Source organism: Marixanthomonas spongiae (genome assembly GCF_003095375.1).
Classification (GTDB): domain Bacteria; phylum Bacteroidota; class Bacteroidia; order Flavobacteriales; family Flavobacteriaceae; genus Marixanthomonas; species Marixanthomonas spongiae.
Map to the genome: position 1 here is coordinate 224,851 of NZ_QEHR01000007.1, position 14,057 is coordinate 238,907.

Consider the following 14,057-nt stretch of genomic DNA (forward strand, 5'->3'; position numbering starts at 1 on the left):
CTTAGTGATTGGTGCACTATTTTTTTTAAGATGAAAACTAAATAAATGAACAGCTACTTAAACCGAAGCATGGTTTCTAAAATATCGTTGATCTGTTCTGCCTTTTGGCGAGAAACCGGGATTTCTGCTTCGTCTTGCATAATTAAACTGCCACCGTGGTGCTTTAATATGCCTTTTACAAATTGTGGGTTGATTAAATGCGACCGATGTACGCGGATAAAACCATGATCCCCTAAAAGCTCTTCAATTTCCTTTAAGGTACGGCTGATCAAGATTTTATTCTCATCGGCACAGTAAACATTTGTATAGTTACTGTCCGATTGGCAACGGACGATACTCTTTATTTCCACAATTTGATATCCAATTCCCGTGGGCAGCGCTATTTGGGAGCAGTCCTTACCTCCTTCCTGTAAATGGTCATGCAGTAGTTCCCATTGTTTACTGCTGGTTTTTTTACGACGTTTTTCCCAGTTGGAAAGTGCTTTTACAATACTTTTTTCGGTAATGGGCTTCAACAGGTAATTAATGGCGCTATATTTAAAAGCCTTGATCGCATATTCGCCGTAGGCCGTGGTGAAAATCACGTCAAAATCGATGGGTTGTAGCTTGTCCAATAAAGCAAAACCATTGAGGCTGGGCATCTCGATATCGAGAAACAGCAAGTCTGGTGGATTGTTTTTAATAAATTCCAATCCTTCCAGCGGATTGTTAAAAACCCCGGTAATGGTATAGTCTGAATGGGCTTTTTCAATTAAACTTTTCAACACATGGGTGCAGTGGGCTTCGTCGTCAATAATAATCACGTTCGTCATAATTCAATATTAATAGGTTAGTGTAATTCGCGTTCCTAAAACAATACCGTCTTCTTCAAGGTCGGTTATTTTAAAATGGATGGTCTCTTCACGTAAATGATTGTACAGCGCCAATCTGTCTTTAACGATTTTAGTACCCATGGATTTGTGCACTTTCTCTCTTTTATCACTGGCAGCTCTCCCAATACCGTTATCTTCTATTGTTATTTTTAGCCGCGTTGAAGTATCGAAAACAATCGATAATTTTTTTTCGGCTTTTAAACTGGGGTGCAACCCGTGCCATATTGCATTTTCAACCAAGGGTTGTAATAATAACGGCGGAATATGGTATTGAGAGAGTTCCTCTTTTGAAGAAACCTGTAAGCTGTAATTTAATTCTGGCCCCATCCGGCTCTTTTCCAAAGATAGATAGAGTTTTATAAATTCGAACTCTTCTTCCACAGTGATTTTTTCCCGGTTGCTGTTTTCCAGTATGTCGCGCAGTAAACTGGAAAAATCGTCCAGATACGTCATGGCAGCATCATTTCTACCGGTCATAATCAGGTTTTTGATGGCGGTCATGCTATTGAAAATAAAATGCGGGTTCATTTGCGCGCGCAGGACGATCATTTCGGTTTCCTGGATCTTTTTCATAAAATCGTCCTCTATTTTCTGTTGTTTTTCTTGTTCTATTTCAGAATACAATTGGATGAGCTCTTCGGTCTTTTCATTTACCTTTTTGTCCAGCTCACGGTTCATGTTTTTTTGCAATTGTTGGTTTTCTTGCAGTTGTGCTATAAACCCAGCATTCACTTCTTCTTTTTCTTTCTGAAGCAAGAACATATTCTTTCCCAAAGCCAGTGAAAAACAATACACTTCTGCCAACAAGCCTATCTGAAACACAATGTTGGCTGCTTCTTTAAAATTGAACATACTACCTTGGCTAAAGTAACCAATGTAAGAGGCCAGCAATGCACCTATGAAAAAAAACGTTTGACCTACTATAAAATAAACCAGTAAGGGATGTTTTACTTTGTAGATGATCCAAAAAATCAACACGAAGTTCAGCGGCAAAATAATTAAGCGCACCCAAGTAAATACTTGCTGTGACACCTCCCCGTCGTAAAATAACTGTGTGAACAAAAACTGTGCAATGGCATAACCAAAACAGGCCAAGCCCAAGTATTTAAGGATGGACGCTAAAAGCTGGTCGTAGTTTTTTACCCGCAGCAGTTTTAAAATAAAAAAAACGTAAAACCCAATAAATGCGAATTGCACGGGTTCCATTAAATCATCGGCCAGTTTTGGGAAATAGTTGAAAAAATTGCCCACTGGCGCCAAGGTGCCGCGCAATGCCAAAAACCCGTACACCAACTGAAAAACCAAATAACCTAAATAATGAAGGTAGAGATTGTCCCGCAGCCGTATCCAAAACACCAAGGCAAATATTAAAATGGTAAAAAGCGATATAATATAAAAGTAGATAAACCCTATGGAATAAGCCTGTTCTTTATAATTGCTGAGGGCAAATTCCCAATAACTGTTTTCAGAAAAAATAGCAGGAGCCGTAATTTTACTATGAACTTTTTTTACAGCTAACCTTATGTAAAGCTGTGATTTTTGAAAAGGCAAAAAGGTCAGTTTTGTAAAAAAGTTTTCCGATGCGTTGGCACGTTGGGGCAGCGGCACAAAATACCCGTTTTTCATCTTTTTGAACCCTTGCCCCCATTCTTGGTAAACAGTTGTATAGTGATTGAGGCTGTACAGATAGTTATGAATCGTATCCCCAGAGCTATTTTCCATTTCAAAAGATAGCCACAGCGCTTTTTCCGGCGGTGTGGTAAATGAGGCATCATAAGTTTTCCAAGCTGTCTGCTGTTGTATTTCCTTAAACGAGACATCCAATCCCGTGCGCACTGCCTTTACTTTGTTGCTTTGCACCAATTCCAAGTTATGGGCTATGGAATCGGCTACTATTTGTCCTTGCAGGCACCAAAGCCCCAATAACAAATAGCTTGATATTAAAGTAAAGAAATGCTTCATTTTAGCTAAAATAGCATTCTATTTTTAAATTTAAGCCCAAGTTTAGCATTCAGTAGCTTTCACTTAGTGTTTGACAGGAATTTCCGTTTCGCGTCATGTATATTGCTGCCCTGAAGCGTTACATAAAGCACAATAAAGTGTTTTTTCTGAAGTATCGAGCCATTCTTCGATTATGCGCAAGAAAAAAGGAAGGATGGGTTTTTAACATTTTTTAAAGTCTTAATTTAACGAAGCAAGTAATTGCAAAGACTCTACCAATAGAAAAACCGCAACGTTTCGTTAAGCTGAAAGGATGCGGTTTTACGGAATAATTTCGGGTGTTTGAAGGGTTCACACCATACAAACTGTTTTCTACTCTTGTTGTGGCAGTTCGCGGGTGAGCCAACCGCTCCTACTCGCCGTGGCTATGGCATAAGGTGTAATCCAAAAAAGCCCAAAGGTGTACAATATGCTGTAAGTGTACGCCCAGAATGATTCAGAAAAATTATACCGTTTAGCATAGAAAATTGTCTGAAAGCTGGACAATACCAAAATACTCGCCAAAGTTGAACTAACAAACAATACGGGATGTACCATAATAAAATATAGCATAAACAGCAAAAATGGGTAACACATGACAAGCTTTGTCGCTTGACTGAAGAACAACAACCGCGATCCTGTTTTAGAACCTTCCCGAAAATCGGTGAACACATATTTGGCCATGGCAATGCTTTCCCGCACATTGCTCCTTCCCCAACGGATGAACATTTTGTACAAGCCTTTGTATCTTTCGGGCACGTTTGTATAAGCATACGCATTGCGCTGAAACAAAACGTGGTACCCTTGTTTCAAGATCATATTGGTCATCGCACGATCTTCGCCAATATCCGATGGTTTCCCCATAAATTTTTGATTGATCCACTCTGGCAAGCACGCCAACACTGCAGTCCTGCGGTAGGCTGCCAAAGCGCCGGGCGTACAAAGCACCGAGTTGAGTTTGCTTTCGGCAGAGCGTACAAACTCAAAACTCATGACAAAGCTCACATCGAGCATTTTTGGCAGTAAGGCTTTGGCATTGTTCAGCACCCGGATGTTCCCAGCCACGGCACCACATTGCTCATTGGTGATAAAAGGGCTCACCAAATTACGAAGCGTATTGGTGTTAACTACAGAATCGCTATCAACGGTTACAAACACATCGCCAGTACCAATATTAAAACCACGGTATAATGCGTGTCGCTTTCCCTTGTTTTCAGGTTGCTGATAAATGGCCACTTGGTCGCCCAGTTGTTTTTTGGTTTCTTTCATCCAGTGCCACGTATCGTCTTTACTGCCGTCGTCTATGGCCAATAATTGTATTTTTTCTTTAGGGTAATCGCTTTTTGTCAAACTTTTTAACGTGGCATATACCTGCTTGCCTTCGTTGTATGCTGGCACAATAACAGTTACGGTTGGCAGTTCCTCATTGCTGACCGATGCAATGGGTTTATACCGAAAGTACAAAAAGAGTTGGTAGATAAAAAAACCGGCTTTATACAAAAACAACGTAGTTGCGATTGCGAAAAACATGAATCCCCACGTGCTGCTTAGGCGTTCCACTCTAAACTGGGCAAAATCATGTTGCATTTGGTATACCAAAAAGGCACCGCCCGCCAACAACAGAAAAGTGTTGAGCAGTACAAGGATGTTATAGGTTTTGTTGGCTTTGTCCGGCGTTAATGAAAAGGGCCGGAAAATAGATTTTAAGTTAGTTTTTCTTGTTGCAGCTTTTTTTGGTGCAGTGTTCTTTAGATTCATAAAATAGGCTAATTTTCTTTTTTTTAACCAATATAATTGTCAACACTTGTGCCAATACGGTTTTAAGCATCTTTGCAATGGTTTTAAAGTTCCTTCGGAAACAAAAACTGTATATTTTTTATACAACCTGTGTTTAACGGGAAGCACTATTTGGCCCATAGTGCCTTAATCTTCGCCACATATTTGCGCAGAAGTGTGTTAAAAAAACCTTAATATTTCTTTCGAAAAAATTCTTCAAAAATAAATAGATATGGTATTTTCGTCGTCAAGTAAACATATAGATCGATGGCTTCCGGAAAAAGATATGCTTAATTAAAATCACATTTACAACCTCTATTTTTTCTTAGCCTCAAACGATTTTTTTAAAACATTTCCTATTTATGAAAAATACAGTACTCATTTTATTAGTATCCTTTTTTAGCTTAAGCACTTATGCTCAAATTAAATTTGAAAAAGGCTATTTTATCAATAATCAGGGCAACAAGGTAAATTGCCTCATAAAAAATGTTGACTGGCGCAGCAACCCCAAAACCTTTGAATACAAAGCAAGTGAAAACCAAGAGGTAAAAACGGCCAACATCGCTATGGTCAAGGAATTTATGGTTTCTGAAACCCAAAAGTACGAACGCCACACCGTCAATATAGACCGCTCTACCGATGTGGTGAACCGGTTGGGCTCAAAAAAAGCTCCCGAATTCAAGGAAGAACAGCTTTTTTTAAGGGTGCTGGTAGAAGGTAAAGCCACGCTCTACCTGTATAGAGACAGTAACCTAACCCGTTATTTCTATAAAATTGGAACACAAAACGTAGAACAGCTGGTCTATAAAAGGTATAAGGAAACACCTACAAAAATGGGCGTAAACAACCAGTACAAACAACAACTATGGAACAATTTGAAATGCAGTGACTTTTCAATGAATACCCTGGAAAAAGTTGATTATAACAGCAGTGACCTGTCGAGGTTTTTTGTGAAGTACAACCAATGTGCCCAAGCCGATTATACCGATTACACCAAAAACAAAAACAAACTGGTCTTTAATTTTACCGTTAGACCGGGAGTTAGGAGTTCTTCTTTAATAATAGCAAATTCCGCAAGAAGGGCATCAATTGATTTTGGTAATGCTACAAGCTTTAGATTTGGTTTGGAAGGTGAATTCAAATTGCCTTTCAACAAAAACAAATGGGCCATCATTGTAGAGCCTACCTATCAATATTATAAACCTGATGAAGTACAAAATCCTCAAGTAACGTATCCGGCACTTGTAAAAACTGATTATAAGTCCATTGAACTGCCGTTTGGGTTAAGGCATTATTTCTTTTTAAATGACAAATCCAAAATATTCGTCAATGCTTCTTATGTGATCGATTTTTCCTTAAAATCCAACATAGACTTTGAAATATATCCAGATCTGGAAATAAGCAGGTCCACCAGTAATTTTGCTTTTGGCTTGGGTTATAACTTTAACGACCGTTACAGTGCCGAAGTACGGTTGGCCACCGAACGGAACATTATGGGAAGTTATGTGTTTTGGGGTTCCGATTACAAAAGCGTTTCCTTTATATTGGGATACACCCTTTTTTAAGAAACACAACACTACTTTTTTTCTTTAACTATATAACAGATAGTATTAATTTTTAAAACCCACTTGTAATGAAACAACTCTACTTTTTATGCTGCCTGCTTTCTTTTTCTTTTTTAAACGCACAAAACGTCACCATCCCCGATGCCAATTTTAAAAATGCACTGGTAAACACCCAATGTGTGGACACTGATGGGGATGGCAATCCAGATACAGATGTCGACTTGAATAATGACGGCGAAATACAACTTACTGAAGCAGAGGCCGTTTTAAGTTTGGATGTAAGTTTTCAAAATATAGTTTCCCTCGAAGGAATTGCTTCTTTCTCAAACCTAATCACATTGTTTTGCACTGATAATGATTTAATTGAATTGGACCTTTCAGAAAATATAAGCCTTGAAAACATAGGCTGTTGGGACAACGATGAAATTGTAACCCTTGATTTTTCAGCAAATGTGAATTTAGTTTCATTGGAATGTGACAGCAACGGTTCGTTGGAATATTTAAACATACAGAACGGCAATAACGAAAACTTGACCCTAATGTGGGCCGACAACAGCAGCAATTTACAGTGTATTCAAGTGGATGATGTAACGTATGCCAACAGCCAAACCTGCGGCGATGACCCTATTGTATGGTGCAAAGAACCTTATACGGTTTACAGTGAGAATTGTAGTTTAGGGGTTTCCAATGCTGAACTTATTTCGTTTAGCGTTTATCCCAATCCGGTAACGGACACATTGAAATTAAGCCCAGGTGTTGCCTACCAAAATATTGAAATCTATTCGATGCAAGGACAGCTATTAGCTACTGCAAAAAGCAATGTGATCGATGTTTCCAGGCTTTCTTCTGGTTTCTTTTTCGTTTCCGTTACTGTCGATGGGAAAACCATCACCAAAAAGTTTATAAAGGCCTAAAAAACAACTTCCAGGCAATAGTACAAACCTGTAGATTTGTTGTAAATTCATTCCAAACAAAAAGCATCCCGAAAAGGATGCTTTTATTTGTTTAAAAAAGAGGTTTGCTTACATCGCACCCCACTCCTTCAATGATTTTTCGTTTAAAGCTATATAATCGTCGTTACCATTTTTTTTAGCAAGTTCCAGTGATTTTCTGGCCGCTTTTATAGCGCCTTTTTTATCTCCTGCTTTCGCATAGATCAACGATTGTTGCCTGTATTGCCAAAACGGCGGGTTGTCGGACATTTCAATGGCTTTGTCTATCCATTTTTTGGCTTGATCGATATCTTTCCCCGTTTCCAGGTAATACACGGCCGAAGCGTAATAATCATTGGCATTGGGCCCATTCATTACGCGGTCTATATTGGCAGAAACTTCCTTGTCGGTCATTACCTTAATAGGCACCCCTACATAAGTATTTTCCCAAAGCATCCCAAGATGGGCCTGGTCGTGGGCCACATCGTCAAAGGTCATGGTAAACGATTCGATGTTCATGGGCATAGGGTACACATCTACTGTGGTTTTGGCAGCTACCTTACTCTCGTCCCATTCTTGTGGCAGCCCCCAATTGTTGGCATCGCTGTAAAAATAAACTTCCCAATTGTTTTTATTGGGCTTGGTGTAAATAGCATACGATCCAGGTTTAAGTTCGGTATCGCCTATCATTACCGGCTTGTCAAAAGTTATCTTTGTATTTTGGTTGGCCCCGGTACGCCATAGCTTTCCGTAAGGCACCAAGCCGCCAAAAATTTTCCGGTCGCGCATCGCTGGCCGTGAATATTCAACGGTAATATCGGTAAGTCCCACTTTTTGTTCAATTTTCTGAGATGGGCTGGGCTGTGGGGTTTCAATTTGTGCCATCATTCCTGCTGAAAAAAGCACGGTGCATGCTAGTAATAAAAGGTTTTTCATAATTCGTGTTTTAGTTGATTTTGTTTCAGTTTACTAAAATACGTTTTACCTCGTTTTTTATAGTTAACAAAACCTTAAATAAATGTTCTTGAAAACCGAGAAATAACATTAAACCATTTTATTCCCCTACCAATCTTTAGATAACAAATGGTTAAATTTTGTTTAAAGAATTTTTTAATTCGTAAAACAGTGGTATTTTTAAAAGAAAAAATTATGTGGTTCTTTTTAAAAAATATTTTCAATTTCCGAAAGAAGAAAAAAGCTGTTAAGGTTGAATTGTACAGACTAATGCGCATGAACAGAAAATTATCTTACAAAGGAAGATAAGCCCTGTAAACCACGCGTATGAAATTATACCAATTGCACACCAAACAACGCCTTCCCATTTCCAAAAAGGAGGCTTGGGACTTTTTTTCCGCTCCTCAAAACCTCAAGGTGATCACTCCAGATTATATGGGGTTTCACATCCTGTCGGGAGCTGGTACGCCCATGTTCCCCGGACAGATAATCGAGTACATCGTCACGCCTGTTTTGGGTATCAAGTCCAAATGGGTGACCGAAATAACCCACGTTAAAGAAAACGACTATTTTGTGGACGAACAGCGCTTTGGCCCCTATTCGCTTTGGCACCACAAACATTTTTTGAAAGAAATAGACGGCGGCGTGGAAATGGAAGACTTAGTGCACTATAAACTCCCTTTTGGGTTTCTGGGCCAAATGGTGCATCCTTTTCTGGTAAAACCCAAATTAAACGAAATTTTTGAATACCGACGAGAAAAACTTATCGAGCTCTTCGGGAAACTATAATAATATGAAAAAAAACATACTTTTAATTGGGGGCTCCTACGGAATTGGCGCCGCCATTGCCAATAAACTCAAAGAGAACAATACCGTTTACGTTGCTTCCAGGACAAAGAAAGACCTTCCGGAAGGCATCCATCATTTAACTTTCGATGCCATGGAAAACGACATAAGCGAGTTGGACGTGCCAGACACCATACACAATTTAATCTACTGTCCAGGCAGCATCAATTTAAAGCCTTTTAAAATGATGAGTGCTGAAAGCTTTCAAGATGATTTTAACCTCAATTTTCTGTCCATGGTAAAAGTGGTCAAAGCGCTGTTGCCCAATTTAAAAAATGCCGAACAGGCAAGCTTGCTGTTTTTCAGCACGGTTGCCGTAAATACCGGGATGCCGTTTCATACCAGTGTAGCTGCTTCAAAAGGTGCTATTGAAGGGTTTGCAAAAGCACTGGCAGCAGAATATGCCCCTAACTTTAGGGTCAATGTTATCGCGCCTTCTTTAATAGATACGCCTTTGTCCTCAAAATTGCTTAGCAACGATTCCAAAAAAGAAAAAATGGCAGAACGCCACCCCTTAAAACGTGTTGGTTCTGTAGAAGATATCGCTGCCACTGCCGCTTTTCTGTTAGGTGACAATGCCAGTTGGATTACCGGCCAAGTGATTGGCGTGGACGGTGGACTTTCAACACTCAACCTATCGTGATATGAAAAAAGCAGTCAATATATTTTGGTTTAGAAGAGATTTAAGGTTGGACGACAACATTGGCTTTTACAAAGCACTGCACGGTAAGCATCCGGTACTTCCTATCTTTATTTTTGACACCGAAATTTTAAACGAATTGCCCCAAGACGACGCCCGTGTTACGTTTATTCACGAAACCCTTCAGAAGATGCGTGATAAGCTTCAAGAACACGGCAGCAGCATTGCCCTGTATCACGGAAAACCAAAAGCAGTTTTTAAAGAAATAGTTTCAAAATTCAACCTTCAAAATGTCATTACCAATCACGATTACGAACCGTATGCCAAAAAACGTGATGCGGAAGTAAAAGAATTCCTTTCTGAAAAAGATATCGGCTTTTATACCTTTAAAGACCAAGTGGTTTTTGAGAAAGATGAAATCGTGAAAAATGACGGCGATCCCTATGTGGTGTACACGCCTTATATGAACAAGTGGAAAGAACAGTTTAATGCGGACGAGCATCTGAAAATACATTATACCAACGAACATTTAAAGAATCTCGTGCAACATTCCCGTTTGCCCAATTTGAAGTTGAGCGATATGGGCTTTGAGAAATCGTCTATTAAAATACCTGAGTACGATGTAACGCCCACCACCATTCAAGAATATGAAAAAAAACGGAACTTTCCAGCAGAAAATGCCACCTCACATTTAGGTCCCCACCTTCGTTTTGGCACGGTGAGCGTACGGAAAATGATGAAAAAAGCAATTGCCCAAAAAAATGAAACCTTTTGGGAAGAATTAATTTGGCGGGAATTTTTTATGCAGATATTATGGCACTTTCCTGAAACGGTTGATACGGCTTTCAGAAAAAAATATGACCGGGTAGAATGGCGCAACAACAAAAAGGAATTCGAATGTTGGAAGCAAGGCAAAACCGGTTACCCAATGGTCGATGCCGGTATGCGGCAGCTTAATAAAACCGGCTATATGCACAATCGGGTACGCATGGTTGTGGCCAGCTTTTTATGTAAACACCTATTGATCGATTGGCGTTGGGGCGAAGCCTATTTTGCCGAAAAATTATTGGATTATGAGCTTTCCAGCAACGTTGGCAACTGGCAATGGGCCGCTGGGAGCGGTGTGGATGCCGCCCCATATTTCAGGATATTCAACCCTACCACGCAAATTGAAAAGTTTGATAAAGACCGGCAATACATTAAAAATTGGATAGAAGAATTTGAAACAGACCAATATCCCGAAAAAATAGTCGATCATAAAGAAGCGAGGGAACGTGCCTTAAGTACCTACAAAAAAGCCGTTTCTTAAAAAATAGCAATAAATTTTCTTAAAATAAGCGCTTTATCGTATTTTTTTATATATTTATCGAACATTTCAACTTAATAGAGTTTACCTAACCCCAAATTAAATGCTTATGGAAACGCTAGCCAATGAATTTACCAATGGTGAAATAACCGTAACGTTCAATCCCAAAAAATGCATCCATGCCGAAAAATGTGCCAAAGGGTTGTCTGATGTTTTCCGAACATCGGTCATTCCTTGGATAAATTTGGACAACGCTGATACCGAACGTGTTATAAAACAAATACGCCAATGTCCATCGGGTGCGCTCAACTTTTGTTATAACGAAAAAGAACACATTGTTAAATAAAATTTAATTGTGCCTAAAATTTGGGTTAATTGAAACAATTTTTCTACTCTTGCGGTGTTACAATACAAACAAACCGAACAACGTTATCATGAAGAAAAAATTAACAGCACTGCTCCCCTTGTTTTTATGTGCAGTATTCTCTTTTGCCCAAGAAAATCCCCAATCCCAGGCTAAGGACAATACTTTAGAAGGGCAATTTAAAGAGGTGGTTGATGAATCGAACAATTACCAAGAATACAAGGTAATCAAAAAGTACAAGATCAATCAATTGCGAAAAAACATTTTGGATTCGGTTGCGGCTTTGGAATCAAAAATCGAAGCGTCTCAATCTGAAATAGACCAAAAAGCAAAAACAATCGATTCGTTAACAGGTAAATTAAAAACCACCAAAGAGAACCTTGCTGTCTCTAAGGAAAAAGAAAACGGCATCGAAATTTTGGGCATCTTAACCCAAAAATCTACGTATAACACCATCATGTGGTCTATAATCGTATTGCTATTGGTGGTTTTGGGCTTTTTGTTTTATAAATTTAAGAACAGCCATAAAGTAACCAAAGCATCGCAATTAAAATTGGCCGAAACCGAAATGGAACTTGAAACAAACCGCCAAAAATCATTAGAGCGCGAACAAAAATTACGGCGTAAACTTCAGGATGAAATCAACAAAAACCGAAATAAATAAAATGAGCGTGTCTGAAAAGTAAAATTAAATTACTTTGTCCGGTCGACCGCTGGCGAGACCTCATTGATAATTAGAATCTTGTGGTTCGCGACTGCCCTCAATCAGCAGTTAAAACCACTTTTTTTAAGTCTCTTTTAATTTGTAATATATTCGAAAACGGTTATTCTATACGTGAAATCTTCGCGCCAATTTTTCGCAAGCGTTCATCTATATTTTCATACCCGCGGTCTATCTGTTCAATATTGTGAATGGTTGAAACCCCTTTTGCCGAAAGCGCGGCAATCAATAGTGAAATACCGGCCCGTATATCTGGCGACACCATGGTCGTCGCTTTAAGCGTAGATTTAAAGTTATGACCAATAACAGTGGCACGGTGTGGATCGCACAATATAATTTTAGCCCCCATATCGATTAACTTGTCAACAAAAAACAAGCGGCTTTCAAACATTTTTTGATGTATGAGCACACTGCCTTTTGCCTGAGTGCACACGACGAGGACAATACTTAATAAATCAGGCGTAAAACCCGGCCAAGGAGCATCGGCCACCGTTAAAATAGAGCCGTCTATATAGCCTTGAATTTCATATTCTTCTTGAGCGGGAATATAAATGTCGTCCCCCTTTTTTTCAAGGGTGATGCCTAACTTTCTAAACGTATCAGGAATCAATCCCAGGTTTTTCCAACTCACGTCTTTTATGGTCAATTCGCTTTGCGTCATAGCGGCAAGCCCAATCCAGCTTCCTATTTCAATCATATCGGGAAGGATGCGGTGGTGGCATCCTCCCAAGCTTTCCACGCCTTCAATGGTCAACAGGTTGGAGCCCACGCCGCTAATTTTGGCGCCCATGGCGTTCAGCATATTACAAAGCTGCTGTAAATAAGGTTCACAAGCTGCATTGTAAACCGTTGTCGTGCCTTTGGCCATTACGGCCGCCATGACAATGTTGGCGGTACCCGTTACCGAAGCTTGGTCCAGCAACATATAGGTTCCCTTCAATCCGTTTGGGGCTTCCACCCCATAAAAGCGCTCCTCCTTGTTGTACCGAAATTTTGCTCCTAATTTTATAAAACCTTCAAAATGCGTATCCAACCTTCTGCGGCCAATTTTATCGCCGCCGGGTCGCGGAATATATCCTTTGCCAAACCTTGCCAACAGTGGCCCCACGATCATTATGGAACCGCGAAGTGAGCTTCCTTCTTTTTTAAATAGTTCTGATTCTAAGTACTCCAGCTTCAGGTCGTCTGCCCTAAACGCATACTTGCCCTTGCCGTGCTTTTGTATTTTTACGCCCAAATTGCCAAGGATACCGATCAATTTATTCACGTCCCGGATATCGGGAATGTTATCGATCACTACCTCTTCGGGGGTTAACAAAACGGCACAAAGTATTTGCAAGGCCTCGTTTTTGGCACCTTGCGGACGGATTTCACCTTTCAGTTTATGTCCGCCTTCAATTTGAAAAGTTCCCATAAAAAGCTGGTTGAAAGTAGGTTAATTTCGTTTTCGGCCACGCGTGTTCTTGTGCGATTTTTTATACCGCTTTTTGTTCTTCATCAGGTCTTTCGCTTCAGAAAGGTCTTCATCACTGTTCTTAAGGTTTATTTTTCCACCTGAAAGTTCGTACAAATGAGAAAAGATCACCTCGTCATCCACTGTGTCTTTGTTCCAATTAAGGAAGCATTTTTTCATATGGTTGGCAATGGTTAGGATCAAGCCTTCTTTTTTATCGCCTTCTTCCCAACTGTTGGCCACATCGATCATACGTTTTATGTTGTTTCCGTAGAACCTGTATTTAGGATGGTTTTGCGGATAAGGTAGTGGCTGTGGCGGTTCTGCCAATTCTTCGCGGGAAGGTTTTGGAAATGGCGAATCAACATCCAATTTAAAATCGGACATAATAATCAGCTGGTCCCAGAGTTTGTGTTGAAAATCGGGCACGTCGCGCAAATGCGGGTTTAGATTTCCCATAACAGCTATGATGCTCTTGGCGCTTTTATTTCGTGCTTCGCGGTCTTCGATAGAGACGGCGTGTTCTACCATTTTCTGAATGTGGCGCCCATATTCTGGTATGATTAAATGGGGGCGTTCGGTATTGTATTCTATGTTATCTAACAAAATTAAAATTTTAAGGAAGTGTTCTTCTCGAAGTAATTATGC

The 14,057-nt window shown here is 39.8% G+C and carries 13 protein-coding genes; 7 read left to right on the forward strand and 6 right to left on the reverse strand.

Annotated elements, in window-relative coordinates:
• Positions 1-53: 53 nt before the first annotated feature.
• The 3 genes from DDV96_RS12220 to DDV96_RS12230 form a co-directional block, all read right to left on the reverse strand.
• Positions 54-812: a LytR/AlgR family response regulator transcription factor gene (locus DDV96_RS12220; protein WP_116695049.1), complete on the reverse strand. Its 759-nt coding sequence runs from the start codon at positions 810-812 to the stop codon at positions 54-56.
• Positions 813-821: 9 nt separating this feature from the next.
• Positions 822-2,834 (reverse strand): histidine kinase, encoded by a 2,013-nt coding sequence (locus tag DDV96_RS12225; protein ID WP_116695050.1) that lies wholly within the window; start codon positions 2,832-2,834, stop codon positions 822-824.
• 351 nt (positions 2,835-3,185) lie between these two features.
• Complete coding sequence (locus tag DDV96_RS12230) at positions 3,186-4,610, reverse strand: glycosyltransferase (protein WP_116695051.1); 1,425 nt, start codon at positions 4,608-4,610, stop codon at positions 3,186-3,188.
• A 380-nt stretch (positions 4,611-4,990) separates the two neighbouring features.
• On the opposite strand from DDV96_RS12230, the gene DDV96_RS12235 reads away from it, so the two are divergent.
• Both DDV96_RS12235 and DDV96_RS12240 read left to right on the forward strand, forming a co-directional pair.
• Positions 4,991-6,193 carry a tRNA modification GTPase gene (locus DDV96_RS12235; protein WP_116695052.1) on the forward strand — a complete coding sequence of 401 codons (1,203 nt, stop codon included), beginning with the start codon at positions 4,991-4,993 and terminating at the stop codon, positions 6,191-6,193.
• Positions 6,194-6,261: 68 nt separating this feature from the next.
• The gene (locus DDV96_RS12240) at positions 6,262-7,107 is read left to right on the forward strand and encodes a T9SS type A sorting domain-containing protein (RefSeq protein ID WP_116695053.1); all 846 of its coding nucleotides are present in this window, start codon (positions 6,262-6,264) and stop codon (positions 7,105-7,107) included.
• A 108-nt stretch (positions 7,108-7,215) separates the two neighbouring features.
• Here DDV96_RS12240 and DDV96_RS12245 read toward each other — a convergent pair whose 3' ends face one another.
• Positions 7,216-8,061: a DUF2911 domain-containing protein gene (locus tag DDV96_RS12245; RefSeq protein WP_116695054.1), complete on the reverse strand. Its 846-nt coding sequence runs from the start codon at positions 8,059-8,061 to the stop codon at positions 7,216-7,218.
• Positions 8,062-8,406: 345 nt separating this feature from the next.
• On the opposite strand from DDV96_RS12245, the gene DDV96_RS12255 reads away from it, so the two are divergent.
• From DDV96_RS12255 to DDV96_RS12275, 5 genes are all read left to right on the forward strand, one after another.
• Positions 8,407-8,868, forward strand: coding sequence for an SRPBCC family protein (locus DDV96_RS12255; protein WP_116695056.1), 462 nt, complete (start codon positions 8,407-8,409; stop codon positions 8,866-8,868).
• 4 nt (positions 8,869-8,872) lie between these two features.
• Positions 8,873-9,568 carry an SDR family NAD(P)-dependent oxidoreductase gene (locus DDV96_RS12260; RefSeq protein WP_116695057.1) on the forward strand — a complete coding sequence of 232 codons (696 nt, stop codon included), beginning with the start codon at positions 8,873-8,875 and terminating at the stop codon, positions 9,566-9,568.
• A 1-nt stretch (position 9,569) separates the two neighbouring features.
• Positions 9,570-10,874 (forward strand): cryptochrome/photolyase family protein, encoded by a 1,305-nt coding sequence (locus DDV96_RS12265; protein WP_116695058.1) that lies wholly within the window; start codon positions 9,570-9,572, stop codon positions 10,872-10,874.
• Positions 10,875-10,980: 106 nt separating this feature from the next.
• Entirely contained in the window at positions 10,981-11,217 is a 237-nt protein-coding gene (locus tag DDV96_RS12270) for a (4Fe-4S)-binding protein (protein WP_116695104.1), read from the forward strand.
• Positions 11,218-11,305: 88 nt separating this feature from the next.
• A complete protein-coding gene (locus DDV96_RS12275; RefSeq protein WP_116695059.1) occupies positions 11,306-11,899 on the forward strand; it encodes a hypothetical protein in 594 nt (197 codons plus the stop codon).
• 160 nt (positions 11,900-12,059) lie between these two features.
• Here the strand turns inward: DDV96_RS12275 and murA are convergent, their stop codons facing one another.
• Both murA and DDV96_RS12285 read right to left on the reverse strand, forming a co-directional pair.
• Complete coding sequence (murA, locus tag DDV96_RS12280; RefSeq protein WP_116695060.1) at positions 12,060-13,370, reverse strand: UDP-N-acetylglucosamine 1-carboxyvinyltransferase; 1,311 nt, start codon at positions 13,368-13,370, stop codon at positions 12,060-12,062.
• A 21-nt stretch (positions 13,371-13,391) separates the two neighbouring features.
• Positions 13,392-14,015 carry a DUF4290 domain-containing protein gene (locus tag DDV96_RS12285; RefSeq protein ID WP_116695061.1) on the reverse strand — a complete coding sequence of 208 codons (624 nt, stop codon included), beginning with the start codon at positions 14,013-14,015 and terminating at the stop codon, positions 13,392-13,394.
• Positions 14,016-14,057: the final 42 nt, after the last annotated feature.

Excerpts from the sequence above, each read along its gene's own strand:
- murA (WP_116695060.1), bottom strand. The coding sequence starts at position 13,370 with ATGGGAACTTTTCAAATTGAAGGCGGACATAAACTGAAAGGTGAAATC.
- DDV96_RS12220 (WP_116695049.1), bottom strand. The coding sequence starts at position 812 with ATGACGAACGTGATTATTATTGACGACGAAGCCCACTGCACCCATGTG.
- DDV96_RS12270 (WP_116695104.1), top strand. The coding sequence starts at position 10,981 with ATGGAAACGCTAGCCAATGAATTTACCAATGGTGAAATAACCGTAACG.
- DDV96_RS12255 (WP_116695056.1), top strand. The coding sequence starts at position 8,407 with ATGAAATTATACCAATTGCACACCAAACAACGCCTTCCCATTTCCAAA.
- DDV96_RS12245 (WP_116695054.1), bottom strand. The coding sequence starts at position 8,061 with ATGAAAAACCTTTTATTACTAGCATGCACCGTGCTTTTTTCAGCAGGA.
- DDV96_RS12225 (WP_116695050.1), bottom strand. The coding sequence starts at position 2,834 with ATGAAGCATTTCTTTACTTTAATATCAAGCTATTTGTTATTGGGGCTT.
- DDV96_RS12275 (WP_116695059.1), top strand. The coding sequence starts at position 11,306 with ATGAAGAAAAAATTAACAGCACTGCTCCCCTTGTTTTTATGTGCAGTA.
- DDV96_RS12240 (WP_116695053.1), top strand. The coding sequence starts at position 6,262 with ATGAAACAACTCTACTTTTTATGCTGCCTGCTTTCTTTTTCTTTTTTA.
- DDV96_RS12235 (WP_116695052.1), top strand. The coding sequence starts at position 4,991 with ATGAAAAATACAGTACTCATTTTATTAGTATCCTTTTTTAGCTTAAGC.
- DDV96_RS12230 (WP_116695051.1), bottom strand. The coding sequence starts at position 4,610 with ATGAATCTAAAGAACACTGCACCAAAAAAAGCTGCAACAAGAAAAACT.
- DDV96_RS12260 (WP_116695057.1), top strand. The coding sequence starts at position 8,873 with ATGAAAAAAAACATACTTTTAATTGGGGGCTCCTACGGAATTGGCGCC.
- DDV96_RS12265 (WP_116695058.1), top strand. The coding sequence starts at position 9,570 with ATGAAAAAAGCAGTCAATATATTTTGGTTTAGAAGAGATTTAAGGTTG.